Source organism: Bartonella sp. MR110HLJHH (genome assembly GCF_042194225.1).
GTDB classification, from domain to species: Bacteria; Pseudomonadota; Alphaproteobacteria; order Rhizobiales; family Rhizobiaceae; genus Bartonella; species Bartonella grahamii.
Map to the genome: position 1 here is coordinate 1 of NZ_JBHIMQ010000040.1, position 3,464 is coordinate 3,464.

3 protein-coding genes are annotated in these 3,464 nt (G+C 47.0%); all 3 read right to left on the reverse strand.

The features are described from left to right. A partial coding sequence (locus ACFIKB_RS08995; protein ID WP_375653402.1) for a phage tail tape measure protein occupies positions 1-2,312 on the reverse strand: 2,312 nt, incomplete at its 3' end. Positions 2,313-2,443: 131 nt separating this feature from the next. Next, positions 2,444-2,857 (reverse strand): hypothetical protein, encoded by a 414-nt coding sequence (locus ACFIKB_RS09000; RefSeq protein ID WP_375653405.1) that lies wholly within the window; start codon positions 2,855-2,857, stop codon positions 2,444-2,446. Between the two features lie 41 nt (positions 2,858-2,898). After that, positions 2,899-3,417 carry a phage major tail tube protein gene (locus tag ACFIKB_RS09005; RefSeq protein ID WP_375653407.1) on the reverse strand — a complete coding sequence of 173 codons (519 nt, stop codon included), beginning with the start codon at positions 3,415-3,417 and terminating at the stop codon, positions 2,899-2,901. Positions 3,418-3,464: the final 47 nt, after the last annotated feature.

Genomic DNA, 3,464 nt, shown 5'->3' on the forward strand with positions numbered 1-3,464 from the left:
TTAGCGCGTGCCCGTTGAATGGCGTGGGCAACCGCACGACCAGTGGCCACAGGATCACGGGCACCATTGACATGCACTGTGACATTTTGATTGTGTGTGATGGTGGAGTGATCTTTGCCTTTTTCTTCTGTGAAAGGGGAATTTGCATGCCCCGCCCCCGCAAATTGTGGTATGGGCTGAATGGCTGTTTTCCCCCCCAAAAAACTTGGCAAAAACTCTCTTACATCAATGGAACCAATCCACCCCTTAATGCGGCTAGGCAAAGATTTACAATAATCCATCAATTGTGAGATAGACGACATAAAGCCATCGACAATCGAATTAGCCAGATCTTCGCCCGCTTGTTCCATACCAGCCTTGGCACTCTCCGAGAGCTTTTCCTGTGTAAAAAAACTCTTCAACCATTGCCAAAAGTTGGAAAAGCTTTGTTTAACGCCCTCCCACACGTTGCCAAACCAACTGCCAACAGCGCTAAGCTCTTGTTTAAACTTTTGCCAAACTTGAGAGAGATCAAAAGCATTGGCGATTATATTTTTCCAACGCGTAATGGTGCTGGTATCAGCACCAAAAAAGCGCATGACGGCTTCAAAGGCTTGCCCCCAAGCCCGTGTTACCCCCCGTGCAAAGCCCTTCATAAAAGAAGAAAAACGGTCCCAATATTTCCACAAAGCAAAACCAGCAGCCAGTATGACCGCCACAACAGCAGCAACCACAGCCCCTATTGGGGTAAAAATACCCCCCACAACAGAGGAAATACCCGCCCCAACCACTTCGATCACTGTCCCAACAGAGCCAAAAGAAGCAGCAAATGCACTTCCTGAGACAGCAATCCCCCGTAAAGCCCCGACCAACAAGGTCATGGGGCGTAAGAGTCGGAGTGAACTTGCCCCAAGACCCGCGGTTAGCAAGCCCAGCGAGCGCCCTGCGGCTGCTAAGCCCCGCCAGCTTGCAGCAACACCACGACTGAGTACTCTAAGCTTAATAAAAGACGTGATCAATTGAAGAAGCCCAAGACGTGTTCCAGCGAGGGTAAAGCGCAAAACCCGTAGAGCAATATTAAAAGCCATAAGGGCAGCAATGGTTTTGATGATGGCGCTTGTTAAAGTGGGATGGGCATTCGCCCACGCCATAAGCCCATTGGTAAAATTGCCAACACTTTCCATCAAACTGTTGAGGGGGGGCAGAAGCACTTCACCAATGGTAATCCCTAAAGCCACAATGCGGTTTTGCAACAATTCAAATTGCCGCATGGCACCGGTTGCTTGTTTGTCTGCTTCTTGTTCTACCGAACCTTTAAAGACTTGTGGGTCTTTCACATAATCTAAAGCTTGCCCTAATAATTCGGGATTGCCCACCAATTTGGCAAAATCACCGGTAAAATCGCGCCCCGCAATGGCAATCAGCGAGCGCATCCCCTGTTCGGATTTACCCAACACATTAAAAAAGCGCACCAAGGTGCCGGTGGCATCTTTGTCCAGATCTTGCATGAACTTTTCACGGGAAAGCCCAATATTGGCAAAAGCATCTTCAATATGTTTACCCCCTGCCTGAATGCGCGCACTCATCGCATTAAAACCACGCGCGGCACTCTCAGGGACGATACCAGCAGAAATCATCGCCGTGCCAAAAGCTGCTGTTTCACGGGCAGTGAGCTTAAACATGGTTGCCGCACCGGTGGCACGATTGGTAAAATCAGACACTTCACTTGCCTTGGCAGCCATGTGGTTAGAGAGATGATTGATGGCATCGCCTAGATCTTCAATACCTGCCTGATTAAGCTTAAAGACATTGCGCAATTTGGCAAAGCGCTCCCCAATCTGATCTCCCGTCATATCAAAAGCAACAGCCGCTTTGGCAGCATAAATGCTAAAAGCTTCTAGATCTTGTTCGCCAATTCCTGCTTGGCTGGCACTGGTCATCAGTTCCAAAACTTCACGTGCCGCTAGCGGAATCTTAGTGGAGGTTTCCAAAGCAAAACGTCGCAATTCCTTTAAGCGATCAAGGGGGGCATCCAGAACCTTTTCCAAGCCTTTCATCGATTGATCAAATTGCATGGCTTTATAGAGCGGTGCAATTAAGGTTGCTGTTTGCGCAATGGCACCAACCATGCGCCCCCGCGCTTGGATAAAAGCATTTTCAGCATTCTTTGTCGCATCCTCAAGATGCTCAGGGTCAAACCAATTTTTAAAGTGCTGCCTTGTCTTGTTTTGGAAATGCGCAACCTCTGAACTGAAGGCTGCAAGATCACGCTTGGCAGAAGCTATCCCCTCTTGCAGATGATTGACAAAACGCACAACAAGGGAAACATCCATGATCGTCTCTTATCCTAACTGATGACTTTCATATTCTTGGGCTTTAAGGCGTGCGAGTTCTTCTCGATAGGCAATCACATCCAGCCAATCCATCTGGTTAATTTCTGAAGGCGCCCAGTGATAATAAAGGGCTAGCTCTGCTCCAAATTGTCCGGCAGAGAGGATTGGCGTTGCGTAAAAAAAGCAGAAAAAGCCTTAAACACTGCCATAATGTCAACAACATCAAGACGATTAATCAATTCAACCGTTTCATGAGACATATCGGCTAAAAGCACGGCTATTCCTTCCATAGCCTCATGAGTAAATAAAGCCTCACAAAGCTTAAGAACAAGAATATCATTGCCCAATGTTTTTTTGTCCTTTTCTACAGCGGGCAAAACGAGCTCTACCAACTGCGGTCCAATCAACACCGCTAATTGGCGTGCTTGCTTGAAGTTTGGGCGATAAAAGGTCAGTTTCTTGCAGAGAGATTCTTTGCCACCTTTATCTTGATAAAGAAGCGGAACCTGCAATTCTACATCAATGCTGGTTTGTAAACTTGTCATGATCAATTCCTATAAATGAGAACCCTATCAATAATGAGAGCTTATAAATTGAGAATAGAGCGGCGGCGAGAACCGATCTCTTGCCCATTGCGGACAAGCCAGCCGCCCCGTTTAAACGAAAAGCGGTGCAAAACAGAACCATCCCAAAATTCCGTATAGTCCCAAACATTTTTGATCTCGCAATCATAGCCTGTAGCTTTTCCAGCCGTTAAGCCTTCACTATCCACTTTGACCAAGCGCCCTGTAACATCAATGGAATGCTCATGCTCGCGTCCATCTTCTTCAGAGATCACATGTTTTTTGCCGGTAAATTTATGACGAAGACCAGGAGGACCACCAAAGATACCGATAATTTCGGGTGTGTGACTGCGGATTTTCATTTGTATGCTCAAAGCTTTCACACCAAGACCGCTCACATCAATCTGCATATCAGAGCCCCCTGGTTGATAGGTTTCGGTGATTTCTTCCAACGTGGGCAGTTTCAATGTTTCGAGATCAAGATGGAGATTGAAATCATCATCAACAATCAAGGTAAAACCGCGTACAATGCGTAAAGTCATGCTCTAACTCCTTGCTGCTTTGCGATAAGTTTCAAGCGTATCGCCAA

What these genes read in the sequence shown, in the direction of transcription:
- ACFIKB_RS09000 (WP_375653405.1), bottom strand. Translation starts at nt 2,857, where the DNA reads ATGACAAGTTTACAAACCAGCATTGATGTAGAATTGCAGGTTCCGCTT.
- ACFIKB_RS09005 (WP_375653407.1), bottom strand. Translation starts at nt 3,417, where the DNA reads ATGACTTTACGCATTGTACGCGGTTTTACCTTGATTGTTGATGATGAT.